The sequence below is a fragment of the Streptomyces sp. NPDC001663 genome, from assembly GCF_042893105.1.
Classification (GTDB): Bacteria; Actinomycetota; Actinomycetes; order Streptomycetales; family Streptomycetaceae; genus Streptomyces.
In genome coordinates this window covers 138,273-155,743 of sequence record NZ_JBIAUR010000012.1, presented here as the reverse complement: position 1 = coordinate 155,743, position 17,471 = coordinate 138,273, and the positions used below count along the sequence as shown (strand labels likewise).

Sequence of the window (17,471 nt, the reverse complement as noted above, 5' to 3'; positions counted from 1 at the left end):
AGTAGGCTTCGGCGCGAGAGCCGGAGCCCCTGTACCCATGGGGACACACCAGCCCGAGGAGCGCCCCGAATGAGCCTGACCCTGAGGACGATCAGCCGCGAGCAGCATCTGGCATACATCCAGAGCCTGCCCTCGGCGAGCCACATGCAGGTTCCGGCCTGGGCGGACGTCAAGGCGGAGTGGCGCTCCGAAAGTCTCGGCTGGTTCGACGAGCGCACCGGCGAGATGGTCGGCGCGGGCCTCGTCCTCTATCGCCAACTGCCCAAGATCAAGCGCTACTTGGCCTATCTGCCCGAGGGCCCGGTCATCAACTGGTTCGCGCCGAATCTGACCGAGTGGCTGGAACCGATGCTCGCGCACCTCAAGCAGCAGGGCGCCTTCTCCGTGAAGATGGGCCCGCCGGTGATCATCCGGCGCTGGGAGGCCGGCTCCATCAAGCAGGGCATCCAGAACCCGGACGTGAAGCGGCTGCGCGACATCGAGGCCGACTTCATCGAGCCGCGTGCCTTCGAGGTCGCCGACAAGCTGCGCCGGATGGGCTGGCAGCAGGGCGAGGACGGCGGGGCCGGCTTCGGTGACGTACAGCCCCGCTACGTCTTCCAGGTGCCGCTGGCGAACCGCTCCCTGGAAGAGGTCCACAAGAACTTCAACCAGCTGTGGCGCCGCAACATCAAGAAGGCCGAGAAGGCCGGCGTCGAGGTCGTCCAGGGCGGCTACCAGGACCTCGAGGAATGGCAGCGGCTGTACGAGATCACGGCTGTGCGCGACCACTTCCGGCCCCGCCCGCTGTCGTACTTCCAGCGCATGTGGACGGCCCTCAACACCGAGGACCCCAACCGCATGCGGCTGTACTTCGCCCGGCACAACGGCGTGAACCTGTCGGCGGCGACGATGCTGATCGTCGGCGGGCACGTCTGGTACTCCTACGGTGCCTCCGACAACATCGGCCGTGAGGTCCGGCCCTCGAACGCGATGCAGTGGCGGATGCTGCGCGACGCCTACGCGCTCGGCGCGACCGTCTACGACCTGCGCGGCATCTCCGACTCTCTGGACGAGACCGACCACCTCTTCGGCCTGATCCAGTTCAAGGTGGGCACGGGCGGTCAGGCGGCCGAGTACCTCGGTGAGTGGGACTTCCCGCTCAACAAGCTGCTCCACAAGGCGCTCGACATCTACATGTCGCGCCGCTGAGCCCCACCGGCCCCGGCCGTTTGCTTCGATAGCTCCGACAAGTCCGACAGCTTCGTTCGCTTCCATACCTCTGATACACCGCAGCCACGAGAAAGGTTCCAGGTCCGGCCATGGCGCTCACGCTCTACGTCGACACCGCGCGCTGGCGTGCGCACCACAAGCACGTGCAGGACCAGTTCCCGGGCCTCGTCCCGGTCTGCAAGGGCAACGGCTACGGCTTCGGGCACGAGCGGCTGGCGGAGGAGACCACACGGCTGGGCTCCGACATCCTCGCCGTCGGCACCACCTACGAGGCCGCGCGCATCAAGGACTTCTTCGGCGGAGACCTGCTGGTGCTGACGCCGTACCGCCGTGGCGAGGAGCCCGTCCCGCTGCCCGACCGGGTCATCCGCTCGGTGTCGTCCATCGACGGCGTGTACGGCCTCGTGGGAGCCCGCGTGGTCATCGAGGTGATGTCCTCGATGAAGCGGCACGGCATCAGCGCCCAGGACCTCCCGCAGCTGCACGCCGCCATAGAGAACGTCCGTCTCGAGGGCTTCGCCATCCACCTGCCGCTGGACCGCACGGACGGCTCGGACGCCGTGGAGGAGGTCATCGGCTGGATGGACCACCTGCGCGCGGCCCGACTGCCGCTGCACACGATGTTCGTCAGCCACCTCAAGGCCGAGGAACTCCACCGGCTGCAGCAGCAGTTCCCGCAGACCCGCTTCCGCGCCCGCATCGGCACGCGGCTCTGGCTGGGGGACCACGAGGCCACGGAGTACCGCGGGGCGGTCCTGGACGTCACTCGCGTCGCCAAGGGCGACCGCTTCGGCTACCGCCAGCAGAAGGCGGCCTCCGACGGCTTCCTGGTGGTCGTGGCGGGCGGAACGTCGCACGGGGTGGGCCTGGAGGCCCCGAAGGCGCTGCATGGCGTCATGCCGCGCGCCAAGGGCGTTGCCCGGGCCGGCCTCGCCACGGTCAACCGGAACCTTTCTCCGTTCGTCTGGGGAGGCAAGCAGCGCTGGTTCGCGGAGCCGCCGCACATGCAGGTCTCGATCCTGTTCGTGCCGTCGGACGCCCCCGAGCCGAAGGTCGGCGAGGAGCTGGTGGCCCATCTGCGGCATACCACCACGCAGTTCGACCGGCTCGTCGACTGCTGAGCGACACGCAGACAGCCGAAAGGCCGTACACGGAACCTTCCGTGTACGGCCTTTCGCTTGAGCCGATGCGGACCTCTACCTGGTTCGACTACGGCCGCCCACACCCCGTTCGCTCAGAGCGAACTGTCCGTGGACGACGCCGTTCCGCGATTGCCCCACTCCACCTGCGGCCCGTCGAGGTAGGCCGCGTGCCGCGGTGGATGGGACGCCGCGCCGAGGACGAAGACGTCCTCTGCCCCGTCCAGCACGCCCCCTGACGGGTCGTCGTCGCCGGCCCGGCGTACGGGATCCCGCTCCGGCATCAGGATGTCGCGCACGACGACGACGCACAGGTACAGCGTCCCCAGCAGGTGCACGCCGATCGCCCAGTGGTAGCCGTCCTGCGGCAGTCCCTTGTGGGCGTCACCGCTGGTCGTGTACGCGAGGTACATCCAGATCCCGAGGAAGTACGCGACCTCGCACGCCTGCCAGATCAGGAAGTCCCGCCACTTGGGCCTGGCCAGCACGGCCAGCGGGACCAGCCACAGGACGTACTGCGGCGAGTAGACCTTGTTGGTGAGGATGAATGCCGCGACGATCAGGAACGCGAGCTGCGCGAACCGCGGACGGCGTGGAGCGGTCATCGTGAGCACCGCGATACCCACGCAGCAGAGCACCACCAGCGCCGTGGCGAGGTTGTTCACGGTGTCGGTGGTGAGCGGGTCGGTCGAGTTCTGGGCCATGATCAGCCAGAAGGACCCGAAGTCCACGCCCCGGTCATGGCTGAACTTGTAGAACTGCGACCAGCCGTCCCAGGCGAAGAGCATCACCGGCAGGTTCACGACGAGCCAGGCGACGATCGTTCCGCTGAGGGCCTTGCCGAAGTCCCGCCACTTGCCCGCACGCCAGCACAGCAGGAACAGCGGGCCGAGCAGGAAGACGGGATAGAGCTTGGCGGCCGTGGCGAGCCCCAGGAGGACTCCGAAGGCCACGGAACGGCCCCGGGACCACGTCAACATCGCCGCGGCCGTCAGAGCGACGGCCAGCAGGTCCCAGTTGATGGTGGCGGTCAGTGCGAAAGCGGGCGCCAGGGCGACCAGTAGACCGTCCCACGGCCGCCGGGCGTGCGTACGGGTCACGCACACGGCGATGACGGCCGTGCACACCATGAGCATCCCGGCGTTGACAATCCAGTACCACTGCTCCTGGTCCTGGATGCTGCCGCTGCCCGGCGTGAGCCAGGAGGCGACCTCCATGAACACACCGGTCAGCACCGGGTATTCGAGGTACGGCATGTCGCCGGACAGCTTGTCGAAGTACGGCACGAGACCGTCGGCGAAACCGCGCCCCTGATAGAGATGCGGGATGTCCGAGTAGCACGCCTTCGTGTACTGCGAGCTGGCGCCGAAGAACCAGGCACCGTTGTAACAGGGCGCCTTCTGGACTAGGCCGAGGGCGAACATGCCGATCGCGACGAGCGCGACGACCCGGACGGGAGTCCACCAGGACGTCCCGAGCAGGGCGCGCCGCCCGAGGGGGCCGCCGATCAGCTCGCTGCCGGACCTGGCGACCTCGTCCTCCTTGGTCGGCCGCACCGGCTCCGGCTCGTGCACGCTCGCTTGCGTCGATTCTGCGCTGGGCATGCCGCACATCCTGCCGTACATGTCTAGGAATACGCCGAGGGCCGTCGCACCCACTCAGGTGCGACGGCCCTTGTTTCACGTGAAACGTGTGGATGTTTCACGTGAAACACCCGTGCTGGGCATTTGGGCGGCTAGCCGGTCGAGCCTCCGAAGAGGCCTCCATTGCCGTTCCCTCTGGTGTTGCCGTTTCCGGACGTCTCCGTGGCCGTCGGTGTCGACGTCACGCCTCCGTCCGTCCCTCCGGTGTCCGTGCCTCCTGTGTCGGTGCACTGCCAGCTGAACTTGCAGGACTCACTCGCCGTGGGCGTCGGACTCGTCAGCGTCTCACTGGGCGTCGGAGTCGGCGTCGGGCTCGTCAGCGTCTCGCTGGGCGTCGGGGTCGGCGTCGGGCTCGGAACGTCGTTGATGACCTCGCCGATGGGCTCGGGCGTCGGGAAGTCCTTCACCGGCTCGTTCTTCAGCGCGTCCGCCATGTAGTCGTGCCAGATCTGCGCCGGGAACGAAGCACCGTGGATCTTCTTCTGCCCGCCCGTTCCGTACATCTCCAGGAAGGTGCGGTTCTTCTTGGTCTCGTCGTCGTCGTACCGGAACATCGTGATCGACGTGGACAGCTGCGGGGTGTAGCCCACGAACCAGGCGGACTTGTTGCCGTCGGTGGTACCGGTCTTGCCGGCCACCTGCCGTCCGGGCAGCTGGGCGTTGGTACCCGTACCCTTCTCGACCACGGTCTTCAGCACGTCGGTGACGTTGTCGGCGACCTTCGGGGTGAACGCCTCAACGGGCTTGTCCTCGTGCGTGAAGATCGTGCCGTCCTTGCTCGTCACCTTGGTGACGGAGAACGGATCGTGCCGCTCACCGCTGGCCGCGAAGGTGGCGTACGCCCCCGCCATGCGGATCGCGCTCGGGTCGGAGATGCCGATGGAGAAGGACGGGTAGTTGGTGCCCGCCAGGCTGTCCTTTTTGAGGCCGGCGTCCATCGCCGCCTCCTTGACCTTGTCCAGCCCGACGTCCATGCCGAGTTGCACGAAGGCGGAGTTCACCGATTCCCGCATCGCCTCACGCAGGGTGATCCGGTACTTGGGCGGAGTGCCGTACGACTCGTTGCCGTCGTTGGTCTGCAGCCACTCCTCGCCCTTCTCGTTCTTCCAGGTCGTTTTGTCGTAGTCCTGGATCTTCAGCTTGTTCTTGCCGCTGTACAGGCTCTGTGGTGAGACCTGGGTGCGCTCGTCCTGCGCCTGTTCCGTTCCGAGGCTCGGGTCCTTGACACCCCACTTCATCGCCGCGGCCAGCACGAACGCCTTGAAGGTCGAACCGACCTGGGCGCCGGTCACGTCGGCGTTGTTGGTGAAGTGCTTGGTCGCGTCCTCACCGCCGTAGATGGCCTTGATGGCACCGGTCGTCGGCTCGACGGAAGCACCGCCGAACTGGACGTGGGTGTCCGTCTTCGGGCGCTCCTTGGGCTTGATGTTGGCCTTCTGCACGTTCTCGACCGACTTCTCGAGCTCCTTGACCTTCGTCCTGTCGAAGGTCGTGTAGATCGAGTAGCCACCCCGCTGTAGGTCGTCGGCGGAGATGGTCGTGTTGTTGACCAGATACGCCTTGGCGAGGTCGACGAGATAACCGACCTGGCCACTCAGTTCGTTGTTCGAGCGCGGGTTCTGCCATTTGGGGAGCTTGGTGAACTTGGCTCGTTCCGTGGCGCTCAGATGGCCGTACTCGACCATCTTGTCCAGGGTGTTCTGCATCTGCACCAGGGCCCGCTTGCTGTTGGCCTGGGAAGTGGCGGACGAATCGAGGGACGTCGCGCCCGCCGGGTCGTAGTACGTGGCGCCCTTGAGCATCGCCGCCAGGAAGGCGCACTGGCCGGCGTCCAGGTCGACGGCATCCTTGTTGAAGTACGCACGCGCAGCCGCCTGGATCCCGTAGGCCCCACGGCCGTAGTACGCGGAGTTCAGGTAGCCGGCCATGATCTCGTCCTTCGACTTGGTGGTGCCCACCTTGATCGAGACGAAGATCTCCTTGAACTTCCGCGAGATCGTCTGGGACTGGTCGTCCAGCATCGCGTTCTTCACGTACTGCTGCGTGATGGTGGAGCCACCCTGCGTCTCACCGCCCCTGGCCATGTTGAACATGGCGCGGGCGATGCCCTTCGGGTCGATGCCGCTGTCGGTGTAGAAGGTCTTGTTCTCCTGCGAGATGACGGCGTACTGCATGTTCTTGGGGATCTGCGAGAGGTTGACGATCTGACGGTTCGTCTCACCACCCGTGGCGACCATCTCGCTGCCGTCGGACCAGTAGAAGACGTTGTTCTGCGCCTTCGCGGTCTTCGCGAGGTCCGGAACACCCACCATGGCGTAGGCGATGCCTGCGACGGCCACGATGCTGCCGAAGAACGCGATGAACAGGCCGGTCACCAGCTTCCACGACGGCAGCCAGCGCGCCGCGCCGTACTTGCCAGCCCGCGGATAGTCGATGATCCGCTTCTTGCCGGGAGGCGCCGCGCGCCCCCGGCCCCGGCCGGGTTCGGGCGCTCTGCGGCGACCGCCCCCACTTCTCTGTGCCGCGCGGCGGGCTTCGGCACGGCCGCCGTACGGCCGTCCCTCGTCAGTCGACCCCTGGCCCAGTCCGTAATCGGCCGGGGACCCGGTGGCGCCTCGCGGTGCCGCGCGGCGGCCGGAGGACGAGCCGGACTGGCCGCGTCGGGCCGCGGCACGTCCGCCTCCCTGCGGCTGCGGCGGTTTGCGACGGTGCTCGCTCATCGAACGACTACTCCTCGGGCAGGCGCACCTTTGCGCGCCTGGAAACGGCGGCTGGTTTCCGGTCCCCCCGAAGTACGGATGTGGTCGATCCCGCATTCATCCGTACGGCACCCGGGACGCCGACGCCCCCTCGCGTCACTCGGCTCCCGGTGGTGTGCATGGCGCACAGACTACGCACCGTCAAACCACACCGAGCCTCGAAGTTCACCCCAAATCAGGCAACTCGCCTCGGATGAATAAGTGATGTGATCCCGTTCACCGTCTCCCCACTTGTCGCATCCGGAAGGCCGTTCTATCGTCTTGATGTATCGAGTCGATACATCGGAGCGAGATAAGACGAGGAGGCGAGGGGATGAGCCGGCGTTCCGGGATCCTCGAGTTCGCCGTACTCGGCCTCCTCCGCGAGTCCCCGATGCACGGCTATGAGCTGCGCAAGCGGCTCAATACGTCACTGGGTGTGTTCCGTGCCTTCAGCTACGGGACGCTGTACCCCTGCCTCAAGACGCTGGTCGCCAACGGCTGGTTGATCGAGGAGTCGGGGAACGCTCCTGAGGACGCCCTCGCCGCACCACTCGCAGGGCGTCGCGCCAAGATCGTCTACCGGTTGACGGCGGAAGGTAAGGAGCACTTCGAGGAGCTGCTCTCACAGACGGGCCCGGACGCGTACGAGGACGAGCACTTCGCCGCCCGCTTCGCCTTCTTCGGGCAGACATCGCGTGACGTACGCGTGCGCGTTCTGGAAGGCCGCCGCAGCCGGCTGGAGGAGCGTCTGGAGAAGATGCGCCTCTCCTTCGCGCGCACCCGGGAGCGCCTCGACGACTACACGCTTGAGCTCCAGCGCCACGGGATGGAGTCCGTGGAGCGCGAAGTGCGCTGGCTGAACGAGCTCATCGAGAGCGAGCGGGCCGGACGGGACCTTCGTGGTTCCGCCTCCGGGGGGTCCGCTCAACATGACAACACCACTGGAGCGCCGGGCGTCCTGCCCCGGCCCGGGGACACCCCCGGGCCGGATACGCCCGACGACACCGCCACGTGAGAGCCCAGTCGGGGCCTCACTCGCACACACAGGGAGCAACCGGAATGGGTTCGGTTCGCGTAGCCATCGTCGGCGTGGGCAACTGCGCCGCGTCGCTGGTGCAGGGAGTCGAGTACTACAAGGACGCCGACCCGGCGTCGAGGGTCCCCGGCCTGATGCACGTCCAGTTCGGCGACTACCACGTTGGTGACGTCGAGTTCGTCGCCGCCTTCGACGTCGACGCCAAGAAGGTCGGCCTCGACCTCGCGGACGCGATCGGCGCCTCCGAGAACAACACCATCAAGATCGCCGACGTGCCCACCACCGGTGTCACGGTCCAGCGCGGCCACACCCTCGACGGCCTCGGCAAGTACTACCGCCTCACCATCGAGGAGTCCGCCGAGGAGCCGGTCGACGTCGTCCAGATCCTCAAGGACAAGCAGGTCGACGTCCTCGTCTGCTACCTGCCCGTCGGCTCCGAGGACGCGGCGAAGTTCTACGCCCAGTGCGCCATCGACGCCAAGGTCGCCTTCGTCAACGCCCTTCCGGTCTTCATCGCCGGCACCAAGGAGTGGGCGGACAAGTTCACCGCGGCGGGCGTCCCGATCGTCGGTGACGACATCAAGTCGCAGGTCGGCGCAACCATCACGCACCGCGTGATGGCAAAGCTGTTCGAGGACCGCGGCGTCGTCCTGGACCGCACGATGCAGCTGAACGTCGGCGGCAACATGGACTTCAAGAACATGCTCGAGCGCGACCGCCTGGAGTCCAAGAAGATCTCCAAGACGCAGGCCGTCACCTCCCAGATCCCCGACCGGGACCTCGGCGAGAAGAACGTCCACATCGGCCCGTCCGACTACGTCGCCTGGCTCGACGACCGCAAGTGGGCGTACGTCCGCCTCGAGGGCCGCGCCTTCGGCGACGTCCCGCTGAACCTGGAGTACAAGCTCGAGGTCTGGGACTCCCCGAACTCCGCGGGTGTCATCATCGACGCCCTGCGCGCCGCGAAGATCGCCAAGGACCGCGGCATCGGCGGCCCGATCCTGTCGGCCTCCAGCTACTTCATGAAGTCCCCGCCGGTCCAGTACTTCGACGACGAGGCCCGCGAGAACGTCGAGAAGTTCATCAAGGGTGAGGTCGAGCGCTAAGCGCTGACAAAACTGCTCCTGCCAGGGCGTCGAGGGTCCCCGGGGTGTACACCCGGGGACCCTCCCCGTATGTGAGGCTGTGCCCCATGGCCGTCGTCCGTGACCTGCGCGTTCTGCTCCGTTTCCAGAACTTCCGACGCCTGCTCTCCGTACGACTGCTCTCCCAGGGCGCCGACGGCGTGTACCAGGTCGCGCTCGCCGCCTATGTCGTCTTCTCACCGGAGAAACAGACCTCGGCCACCGCGATCGCCTCCGCAATGGCCGTCCTGTTGCTCCCGTACTCCCTCGTCGGCCCTTTCGCCGGCGTCCTCCTCGACCGCTGGCGCCGCCGTCAGGTCTTCCTCTACGGCAACCTGCTGCGCGCCGTGATGGCGTCGGCAACGGCCGTTCTGATCCTCAGTCACGTCCCGGACTGGCTCTTCTACGTCTCCGCGCTGTGCGTCACCGCCGTCAACCGCTTCGTCCTGGCCGGACTGTCCGCCGCGCTGCCACGCGTCGTCGACGACGAACGCCTGGTGATGGCCAACTCCCTTTCCCCGACCGCCGGTACGCTCGCCGCGACCGCGGGCGGCGGGCTCGCCTTCGTCGTACGGCTGGTGGTGGCGGACTCCGACGCCGCCGTGGTGCTGGTCGGCGCCGTCCTGTACCTGTGCGCGGCACTCGCCTCGCTGCGCCTGGCACCGGAACTGCTGGGGCCGGACACCGAGTTGGTCCAGCCGAAACTGGCCACTGCGCTCGCCGGAACGGCCCGCGACCTCACCGCAGGTGTACGTCACCTCGCCTCACCGCCACGCCGGGCGGCCGCGTGGGCGCTCGCCGCGATGACCCTGATGCGGTTCTGCTACGGCGCCCTGCTGGTGATGCTGCTGATGCTGTGCCGGTACGCCTTCTCCTCCAACACGGACGACGGACTGCGCCTGCTGGGGCTGGCGTTGGGGACTTCCGCCGCCGGCTTCTTCGCGGCGGCCGTGGTGACACCCTGGGCAGCGGGACGGCTCGGCCCGATTCGCTGGATCGCCGTGTGCGCCGCAGCCGCCGCAGTGCTGGAACCCGCCCTCGGCCTCCCGTTCGCCACCGTCCCCATGCTGGTCGCGACGTTCGTCCTCGGCCTGACCACCCAGAGCGCGAAGATCGCGACGGACACGGTCGTGCAGTCCTCGGTCGACGACGGCTTCCGCGGGCGGATCTTCTCCGTCTACGACGTGCTGTTCAACATCGCCTTCGTCGGCGCCGCGGCGGCGGCTGCCCTGATGCTCCCACCTGACGGCCGCTCAGTGACGCTGGTGGTCACAGTCGCCGTTATCTACGGGGCAGTTGCTGGGGCTATGGCCCGCTTTGAACGTCGGTAAGTGTCACATCAAAGCCACAGAGTTCCCCCTAGTCGCAGAAGTGTCAGTGCGGGCCTGTAACTTACCTGCGTCTTATGCGCCTCTTATGTGCGCCGCTCACCTACCTGTTCTAGGGGGACCCCTAAGTGACCACTCCGCCGCCTCAGGGCCAGAACCCGTTCGCACAGGGCCAGCAGCCCTACGGCCAGGCCCAGGGCCAGGCCCCGTACCCGCCCCAGGGTGGCCAGCCGCAGCCCGGTCAGCCGGGGGTTCCCCAGCAGGCGCCCTACGCGCCGTTCCCCAACCAGGGCGCACCGGTTCCGGCCGCCGCCCCGGCTGGCCGTCGCCTGGGCAAGAAGGCCATACGCTTCATCGGCATCATCGTCGTCGCCGTCATCGTCGGCCTCCTCAAGTTCGGCGCGGGCTGGTTCCTGACCCGCGACGACGCGGAGACGACGTCGGTGGGCTCCTGCATGCACAACGACGGCTCCAACACCAGCCCTGACCTCAAGGAAGTCGACTGCTCTTCCACGGACGCCCAGTACGAGGTCGTCCAGAAGTTCGACGGTTCCAGCGACGACAGCAAGTGCGAGGCCGTCACGGCGGCGACGATCTCGTACATCCAGTACGGCGGCGGCCACGACGTGGTGCTCTGCCTGAAGGAAACCAAGTAACACCGGAGCCGGCATGCGCTGAGGGGTGGTGTTTCACGTGAAACACCACCCCTCAGCGCATCCGGACGTCATGTTTCACGTGAAACATGACCCCGCTTCGCAGGCTCAGCTCTGCTCCGCCCACCACTCCTTGAGCGCAGCCACCGCCGCGTCGTATTCCATCGGCCCGTTCTCCAGCCGTAGTTCCAGCATGTGCTTGTACGCACGGCCGATGACCGGTCCAGGCCCCACGTCCAGGATCTCCATGATCTGGTTGCCGTCGAGGTCCGGGCGGATCGCGTCCAGCTCCTCCTGCTCCTGGAGTTGAGCGATGCGCTCCTCCAGGCCGTCGTACGCGCGCGACAGCGCCGCCGCCTTGCGCTTGTTCCGTGTCGTGCAGTCCGAGCGGGTCAGCTTGTGGAGGCGGTCGAGGAGCGGGCCGGCGTCACGGACATAGCGGCGGACCGCCGAGTCCGTCCACTCGCCGGTGCCGTAGCCATGGAAGCGCAGGTGGAGTTCGACCAGACGCGAGACGTCCTTCACCAGTTCGTTGGAGTACTTGAGCGCTGTCATGCGCTTCTTCGTCATCTTCGCCCCGACCACCTCGTGGTGGTGGAACGAGACCCCGCCGTCCTTCTCGAAGCGGCGCGTGCGCGGTTTGCCGATGTCGTGCAGGAGCGCGGCCAGGCGGAGGGTCAGGTCGGGGCCGTTCTCCTCCAGGGCGATCGCCTGCTCCAGGACGATCAACGTGTGCTCGTAGACGTCCTTGTGACGGTGGTGCTCGTCGCTCTCCAGCCGGAGGGCCGGCAGCTCGGGCAGCACATGGTCGGCAAGGCCAGTGTCGACCAACAGCGTCAGGCCCTTGCGCGGATTGGAAGACAGGATCAGCTTGTTCAGCTCGTCCCGTACCCGCTCCGCCGAGACGATCTCGATCCGCCCCGCCATCTCCTTCATCGCCGTCACGACCTCGGGAGCCACCTCGAAGTCGAGCTGCGCGGCAAAGCGCGCGGCCCGCATCATCCGCAGCGGGTCGTCGGAGAAAGATGCCTCGGGCGTGCCCGGGGTGCGCAGCACTCGCGCCGCGAGGTCGTCGAGTCCACCGTGCGGGTCGATGAACTTCTTCTCCGGCAGCGCCAGCGCCATGGCGTTCACGGTGAAGTCGCGCCGGACGAGGTCTTCTTCGATGGAATCGCCGTACGACACCTCGGGCTTGCGCGAGGTCCGGTCGTAGGCCTCCGACCGGTAGGTCGTCACCTCGATCTGGAAGCCATCTTTCTGGGCCCCGACAGTGCCGAAGGCGATGCCGACCTCCCACACGGCGTCCGCCCACGGCCGGACAATCTTGAGTACGTCCTCGGGGCGGGCCTCGGTCGTGAAATCGAGGTCGTTGCCGAGGCGGCCGAGCAGTGCGTCCCGGACCGAGCCGCCGACCAGCGCGAGCGAGAACCCGGCCTCCTGGAAGCGGCGGGCGAGGTCGTCGGCGACAGGGGCTACTCGCAGCGGTTCACTCGGCACGCGGAGCTGCTCCTGACTCAGGGCACTGGAAGTGGCTTCGTTGGCGTTCGGCACAACAAAAGAGGGTACGTGGCCCGGGCTACGGCGAGCGCCTCCATTAAACGTGCACATCTACGCTTGGACGCATCCGTCCCAACGTGCACAAGGCCAGCCCTTGGGCACGTACGAAAGCACTCATCTTCATACGTGTACATACCGGACGGCGGGGCGCTGTCCCCCCGATCTTGTGGACCAGTCCGCGGCACTTACCCTCAGCGCGCATCGTTACCATGCGTGGACGCACATTCCGACGACCACTGACGACGACGAGGGACGGGCGAGCGCGTGGCCGAGGCGGCAGACTTCCTGAGGACGAGTCCCTCACCTGCCCGCCGCTGGCTGCGGCGCACCGGAGCACTGCTCGCAGGGGCGCCTCTGCTGGTCGGCCTGTTCCAGCTGCCCTCCGCCGGTTCTGCTGCCGCGGTCGGCCGGACGTCGTTGAAGGACGCCTCCGGCTCGGGCTCGGTGGCCGTAGCCCTCGACTCGCTCAGCCCCGGCGTCCCCACGGACGGGGACACAGTGACCGTGTCGGGCACGGTGACCAACAACGGCAAGCAAACGGTCACAGGCGCCCACGTGGGACTGCATGTGGGCCCCCGGCTGAGCACGCGCTCGTCCGTCGACAGCGTCGCCAAGGACAGCGACGACGTGCAGGGTGCGACGAGCCCGGAGGTCGGCGGCAAGTACGTCGAGAAGTTCTCCAAGCTCACTCCGGGGGTCGCCGAGCACTTCAGCATCTCCGTGCCGGTCGACAAGCTGAACCTCGGCGGCGACGGCGTCTACCAGTTCGCCGTCTCGCTCTCCGGCCAGACCTCTGCACAGCCGTGGAACCAGGTCCTCGGCAGCCAGCGGACCTTCCTGCCGTGGCAGCCCGACGAAGCCGACACGAAGACCAAGACGACGTTCCTGTGGCCGCTCATCTCGACCGTCCACATGACGGCAGAGACGGCGTCGAACGAGCAGCAGACGCCGGTCTTCCTCAACGACGACCTCGCCGAGGAGATCTCCCCGGGCGGCCGTCTGGACGAGATGCTGTCGCTGGGCAAGGACCTCGACGTCACCTGGGTGATCGACCCGGACCTGCTGGCCTCCGTCGACGCGATGACCCGCAGCTACAAGGTCCGGACCGACAGCGGCGCCACCACGGCGGGAACGCACCAGGCGATCGCCAAGCAGTGGCTCGCCGAACTGCAGGACACGGTGGCCGGCCAGGAGGTCGTCGCCCTGCCCTTCGCCGACCCGGACCTGGCCTCCCTCGCCCACAACGGCACGAGCGTCACCGGCTCGCTGAGCCATCTCAAGGAAGCCACCGACGTCGCAGCCACCACGGTGAAGACGGTCCTCCACGTGACACCGAGCACCGACTTCGCCTGGCCGGTGGAGGGCGCCGTCGACCCGTCGATCGTCAAGGTCGCCACCTCGGCCGGCGCCGACAAGGTGATCGCGCGCAGCGACAGCCTCCAGGAGACCGGCGGCCTGCCCTACACTCCCTCGGCGGCCCGCCCGATCGGCGGCGGTACCACAGCGGTGGTCTCGGACGCGCGCCTGTCGACGGTGTTCCAGGGCGACCTCACGAAGGCGTCCACATCCACACTCGCCGTGCAGCAGTTCCTCGCCCAGAGCCTGACGCTCAACGCCCAGAGCGACAGGCAGCGCAGCATCGTCGTCGCCCCGCAGCGCATGCCGACGGCACGCCAGGCCCAGGCGATGGCGGAGGCACTGACGGACCTCCAGGGTGGGAACTGGTCCGAGGCCCAGAAACTCACGTCGGCCGCCAAGGCCAAGCCGGATCCGGGCGCCACGACAAAGGTGCCGTCGACATCCGCGTACCCCTCGTCGCTGCGCAAGCGGGAGCTGCCCCGCGCGGCCTTCGCGGAGATCGGTACCACTCAGGACAAGCTCGACAACTTCAGGGTGATCCTCACCGACGAGTCCCGGGTGGTGACCCCCTTCGGCCGTGCCATGAATCGCGAGATGTCCTCGTCGTGGCGCGGCCGCCCGACCGACGCGGAGAACTTCCGCACCAGCGTCGAGGCACATCTCAACGAGCTCAAGAACCAGGTCAAGCTGATCGACAAGTCCGACACCAAGCTGTCCGGACGCAGCGCCACCATCCCCGTCACCGTGCAGAACAACCTGGTGCAGGGCGTCGACCGCCTGACGCTACGCCTCACCTCGACGAGCCCCACCCGCCTCCAGATCGGCGGCGAAGACTACGACGAACAGCCCGTGGCGGTCTCCGGCGGGCACAGCCAGACGGTGAAATTCACCACGTCCGCGAAGGCCAACGGCCAGGCGACGGTGGTCGCCCAGCTGTACACACAGGACGGCCAGAAGTACGGCGACCCCGTCAAGTTCGACGTGAAGGTCACCGAGTTCACGGCCACCGTGATGCTGGTCATCGGCGGCGGCTTCCTCCTGCTCGTCCTCGCCGGCTTCCGCATGTACACCCAGCGCAAGCGGGCCGCCGCCCGTGAGGCCGAGGAGGACGGTCCCGACGAGGCGGGCGAGGGCGCCGACGGGCCGGAGAACCCGGACGGGCCCGAGGATCGTCTCAAGGAGGAATCCGGCACCGACGCCCGGGCAGACGACCCGGAGCAGCCGAGTGACCCAACACCGGACACCGCAGCGGAAAGCGCCGACCCGTCCGGCACGGGTGAGAGAGTGGACCGTTGAGCGATGTCGTGGCCGGTGGGCCGGGGACGATGAGGTGGGGTAACCATGAACGCGCCGTACGACGGTGACCGCGGCCAGGCCGCGGGCAGCTCGGGCCGCCCCGAGGGCCCGCCGCCCGAGCCCGGCCAGGTGCCGCCGCAGCCACCGGCCGACATGTACCTCCAGGACGCCTACGACCAGGACCCCTACCGGTCCCAGGACCTCTCCGCCCAGGACCCGGTCGCCGAGGCGCTCTACGACCGCGCCGCGCACCCCCCGCCGCCCCCGGGCACGTACCAGCCTCAGCAGCCCCTGTACGCCCAGCCGCCCCAGTCGCCGTACGCCCCCGACCCGCGCATGTGGGCCCAGACGCCGGCCCCGGAGCCGGAGGGCCCGACCCAGTACTTGCCGTACGGAGACGACCCCAGGACGACCCAGTTCGTCGGCGTCGACGACCTCGTCAGCCAGGCCGGCGAGCAGCGCCACGAGCCGGACGCGTTCGCGCACCTCTTCCGCGACCAGCAGCAGGGCGGATACCTGCCGTCGGATCCCCCGTCGGTACCTGGTCCGGCAGCCGCCCCGGGCGGGCCGTCATCGGCTCCGCAGCACCAGGCTCCGACGGCCCCCACACCCCCGGCCGACCAGACCCTGAACCTCGGCGCCACACCCGCCGCGGCCCCGGCGCCGACTCCCGCGCCGGCTTCCCCTGCTGCGAAGAAGGGCGGGAAGGCCGCGGGTCTGCTCAAGTCCAGTGCGGTGATGGCCGCCGGCACGATGGTCTCCCGCCTCACCGGCTTCATCCGCTCCGCGCTGATCGTCTCGGCGCTCGGTGTCGGCCTGCTCGGTGACACCTTCCAGGTCGCGTACCAGCTGCCGACGATGATCTACATCCTGACCGTCGGTGGCGGCCTCAACTCCGTGTTCGTGCCGCAGCTCGTGCGCGCCATGAAGGAGGACGAGGACGGCGGTGAGGCGTACGCCAACCGGCTGCTGACCCTGGTCATGGTGGCCCTCGGTGTGCTGACCGCACTCGCGATCCTCGGCGCCCCGTTCCTGATTCGCCTGCTGTCCGACTCGGTGGCCAGCGACCCGGCGGCCAACGAGGTCGGCATCACCTTCGTCCGCTACTTCTTGCCCTCGATCTTCTTCATGGGCGTCCACGTGGTGATGGGGCAGATCCTCAACGCCCGCGGGAAGTTCGGCGCGATGATGTGGACGCCGGTCCTCAACAACATCGTCATCATCGTGACGCTCGGCATGTTCATGTGGGTGTACGGCACCGCGGCCGACTCCGGCATGAAGGTCACGAACATTCCGCCGGAGGGTCAGCGGCTCCTCGGCATCGGCGTCCTGCTCGGCCTCGTCGTCCAGGCCCTGGCGATGATCCCGTATCTGCGCGAGACCGGGTTCCGACTGCGGCTGCGCTTCGACTGGAAGGGGCACGGCCTCGGCAAGGCCGTGACCCTCGCCAAGTGGACCGTGCTGTTCGTCCTCGCCAACCAGGCCGGCGCGATTGTCGTCTCCCAGCTGTCCACCGCGGCGGGCAAGAACTCGCCCGTCGACGGCACCGGTTTCGCCGCCTACGCCAACGCCCAGCTGATCTGGGGCCTGCCGCAGGCGATCATCACCGTCTCTCTGATGGCCGCCCTCCTGCCGCGCATCTCGCGCTCGGCGGCCGAGGGCGACTGCGGCGCCGTTCGCGACGACATCTCCCAAGGCCTGCGCACCACGGCCGTCGCCATCGTGCCGATCGCCTTCGGCTTCCTCGCTCTCGGCATCCCGATGTGCACACTGATCTTCGGCTCCTCGGGCATCAGTGAGGCCACGAACATGGGCTTCATGCTGATGGCCTTCGGCCTCGGCCTGATCCCGTACTCCGTGCAGTACGTCGTCCTGCGTGCGTTCTACGCCTACGAGGACACTCGGACGCCCTTCTACAACACGGTCATCGTGGCGGCCGTCAACGCGGGTGCCTCGGCGCTGTGTTACTTCGTGCTGCCGCCCCGCTGGGCCGTGGCCGGCATGGCCGCCTCCTACGGCCTCGCCTACGCGATCGGCGTCGGTGTCGCCTGGAACCGGCTGCGCAAGCGGCTGGGCGGCGATCTGGACGGCGCACGGGTCCTGCGGACATACGCCAGGCTCTGCATCGCCTCGGTGCCCGCGGCCGTTCTGAGCGGCGCGGCCTGCTACGGGATCGGCCACACGCTCGGCCAGGGTGTCGTCGGATCCTTCGCGGCACTTCTCGCCGGCGGGGCGGTCCTTCTCGGGATCTTCTTCGTCGCCGCCCGCAAGATGCGCATCGAGGAACTGAATTCGCTGGTCGGCATGGTCCGCGGGCGTCTGGGACGCTGAGGCGGGGGTACGCGCACAACCATCGTCCGCCACCGTGTGTCGTGCATAGCGG

The 17,471-nt window shown here is 67.8% G+C and carries 11 protein-coding genes; 8 read left to right on the top strand and 3 right to left on the bottom strand.

Translation table 11 applies throughout. The annotated features are described in order from the left end of the window. Positions 1 to 69: 69 nt before the first annotated feature. On the top strand, positions 70 to 1,191 hold the full coding sequence (femX, locus tag ACFY1L_RS34755; RefSeq protein WP_099930055.1) for a peptidoglycan bridge formation glycyltransferase FemX: 1,122 nt from the start codon (positions 70 to 72) through the stop codon (positions 1,189 to 1,191). A gap of 110 nt (positions 1,192 to 1,301) precedes the next feature. Next, positions 1,302 to 2,333 (top strand): alanine racemase, encoded by a 1,032-nt coding sequence (locus ACFY1L_RS34750; RefSeq protein WP_388833111.1) that lies wholly within the window; start codon positions 1,302 to 1,304, stop codon positions 2,331 to 2,333. Between the two features lie 113 nt (positions 2,334 to 2,446). On the opposite strand, the gene ACFY1L_RS34745 is transcribed toward ACFY1L_RS34750, so the two are convergent. Next, positions 2,447 to 3,955, bottom strand: coding sequence for a glycosyltransferase family 87 protein (locus ACFY1L_RS34745; protein WP_388833108.1), 1,509 nt, complete (start codon positions 3,953 to 3,955; stop codon positions 2,447 to 2,449). A 131-nt stretch (positions 3,956 to 4,086) separates the two neighbouring features. Then, positions 4,087 to 6,714, bottom strand: a complete 2,628-nt coding sequence (locus ACFY1L_RS34740) for a transglycosylase domain-containing protein (RefSeq protein WP_388833105.1) — start codon at positions 6,712 to 6,714, stop codon at positions 4,087 to 4,089. 352 nt (positions 6,715 to 7,066) lie between these two features. Between ACFY1L_RS34740 and ACFY1L_RS34735 the strand changes: the two genes are divergently transcribed. The 4 genes from ACFY1L_RS34735 to ACFY1L_RS34720 all read left to right on the top strand — a co-directional run bounded on the left by ACFY1L_RS34735 (position 7,067) and on the right by ACFY1L_RS34720 (position 10,879). Continuing rightward, entirely contained in the window at positions 7,067 to 7,750 is a 684-nt protein-coding gene (locus ACFY1L_RS34735) for a PadR family transcriptional regulator (RefSeq protein ID WP_388833102.1), read from the top strand. Between the two features lie 44 nt (positions 7,751 to 7,794). Further along, complete coding sequence (locus ACFY1L_RS34730) at positions 7,795 to 8,877, top strand: inositol-3-phosphate synthase (protein ID WP_388833099.1); 1,083 nt, start codon at positions 7,795 to 7,797, stop codon at positions 8,875 to 8,877. 86 nt (positions 8,878 to 8,963) lie between these two features. Beyond that, positions 8,964 to 10,226: an MFS transporter gene (locus ACFY1L_RS34725; protein WP_388833097.1), complete on the top strand. Its 1,263-nt coding sequence runs from the start codon at positions 8,964 to 8,966 to the stop codon at positions 10,224 to 10,226. A 125-nt stretch (positions 10,227 to 10,351) separates the two neighbouring features. After that, positions 10,352 to 10,879 (top strand): hypothetical protein, encoded by a 528-nt coding sequence (locus ACFY1L_RS34720; RefSeq protein ID WP_388833094.1) that lies wholly within the window; start codon positions 10,352 to 10,354, stop codon positions 10,877 to 10,879. 105 nt (positions 10,880 to 10,984) lie between these two features. On the opposite strand, the gene ACFY1L_RS34715 is transcribed toward ACFY1L_RS34720, so the two are convergent. Then, entirely contained in the window at positions 10,985 to 12,427 is a 1,443-nt protein-coding gene (locus ACFY1L_RS34715; RefSeq protein WP_388833091.1) for a CCA tRNA nucleotidyltransferase, read from the bottom strand. A gap of 270 nt (positions 12,428 to 12,697) precedes the next feature. Here ACFY1L_RS34715 and ACFY1L_RS34710 point away from each other — a divergent pair, with 270 nt between their 5' ends. Next, on the top strand, positions 12,698 to 15,088 hold the full coding sequence (locus ACFY1L_RS34710; protein WP_388833088.1) for a DUF6049 family protein: 2,391 nt from the start codon (positions 12,698 to 12,700) through the stop codon (positions 15,086 to 15,088). Positions 15,089 to 15,133: 45 nt separating this feature from the next. Continuing rightward, on the top strand, positions 15,134 to 17,419 hold the full coding sequence (gene murJ, locus ACFY1L_RS34705; protein ID WP_388833085.1) for a murein biosynthesis integral membrane protein MurJ: 2,286 nt from the start codon (positions 15,134 to 15,136) through the stop codon (positions 17,417 to 17,419). Positions 17,420 to 17,471 lie beyond the last annotated feature (52 nt).

Coding starts and splice junctions, on each gene's coding strand:
- femX (WP_099930055.1), top strand. CDS start 70: ATGAGCCTGACCCTGAGGACGATCAGCCGCGAGCAGCATCTGGCATAC.
- ACFY1L_RS34750 (WP_388833111.1), top strand. CDS start 1,302: ATGGCGCTCACGCTCTACGTCGACACCGCGCGCTGGCGTGCGCACCAC.
- ACFY1L_RS34745 (WP_388833108.1), bottom strand. CDS start 3,955: ATGCCCAGCGCAGAATCGACGCAAGCGAGCGTGCACGAGCCGGAGCCG.
- ACFY1L_RS34740 (WP_388833105.1), bottom strand. CDS start 6,714: ATGAGCGAGCACCGTCGCAAACCGCCGCAGCCGCAGGGAGGCGGACGT.
- ACFY1L_RS34735 (WP_388833102.1), top strand. CDS start 7,067: ATGAGCCGGCGTTCCGGGATCCTCGAGTTCGCCGTACTCGGCCTCCTC.
- ACFY1L_RS34730 (WP_388833099.1), top strand. CDS start 7,795: ATGGGTTCGGTTCGCGTAGCCATCGTCGGCGTGGGCAACTGCGCCGCG.
- ACFY1L_RS34725 (WP_388833097.1), top strand. CDS start 8,964: ATGGCCGTCGTCCGTGACCTGCGCGTTCTGCTCCGTTTCCAGAACTTC.
- murJ (WP_388833085.1), top strand. CDS start 15,134: ATGAACGCGCCGTACGACGGTGACCGCGGCCAGGCCGCGGGCAGCTCG.